The 820-nt window shown below is 56.3% G+C and carries 1 protein-coding gene; it reads right to left on the bottom strand.

What is annotated here, in order from left to right:
* On the bottom strand, nucleotides 1-651 hold a 651-nt coding region (locus tag A918_RS0117070; RefSeq protein ID WP_022712228.1), incomplete at its 3' end, for an SDR family oxidoreductase.
* Between the last annotated feature and the right edge of the window lie 169 nt (nucleotides 652-820).

Raw genomic sequence — 820 nt, 5'->3', positions numbered from 1 at the left:
CTTCGACAGCGCTGCGGCGGTTTTGTGATAGGCGACCGCATCCTCGCCTTCGGCCGGGTAGAAGAAGGGGGTGTCCATCGGGCCGGGACCGATCGCCGTCACGGAGATACCGCGATCGCCGAACTCCTTGGAGGCCGCACGCGTGAAATGTTCGACCGGCGCTTTGGTACCAGCATAGCTGGAATAGAAAGGCGTATAGGCGCCGAGCAGTGACGTCACCAACGTGCAGATCTTGCCGTTGTCGTTGAGGTGCTTGCCAGCCTCTTTGAGGAAGAAGAAGGCAGACTTGGCGTTGACCGCACTCATTTCGTCGTATTCGGCTTCCGAGATTTCGACGATCGGCTTCTTCAGCACTTTGCCAACGGTGTTGATGGCAATGTCAGGCTTACCCACAGCGGCGACTGCGTCAGCGAAGAGCTTTTCCACTGCGCCGGCTGTCGTGAGATCAGCCTGGATTGCGATTGCCTCGGCACCGGCTGCCTTGACAGCAGCAACCGTTGCGTCGGCATCTGGCTTGGTTGCTGCGCTGTTGTAGTGGATCACCACGGCCTTCGCACCCTGTTCGGCGAGATCGCGAGCGACGAGCCCGCCGAGATTCTTCGCTCCTCCGGCGATGATAATGGTTTTACCCTTGATGCTGTGATCGGTCATAGGTCCATCTCCTTTGCCAATATGGCGACCGCAACGGCGGGCGCTTTCGTAGAAGGAAAATAATGACTATCATTGCATGATAAAGACGATGATTCTGACATCACTTGTCAGAGAATCCGTCTAATGGAGGTCCTTCCCGCTTGGATCGTATTGATCTGTTCCGTATTTT

The organism is Pseudochrobactrum sp. AO18b (genome assembly GCF_000409565.1).
Classification (GTDB): Bacteria; Pseudomonadota; Alphaproteobacteria; order Rhizobiales; family Rhizobiaceae; genus Pseudochrobactrum; species Pseudochrobactrum saccharolyticum.
This window is presented reverse-complemented; position numbering and strand designations above follow the sequence as displayed.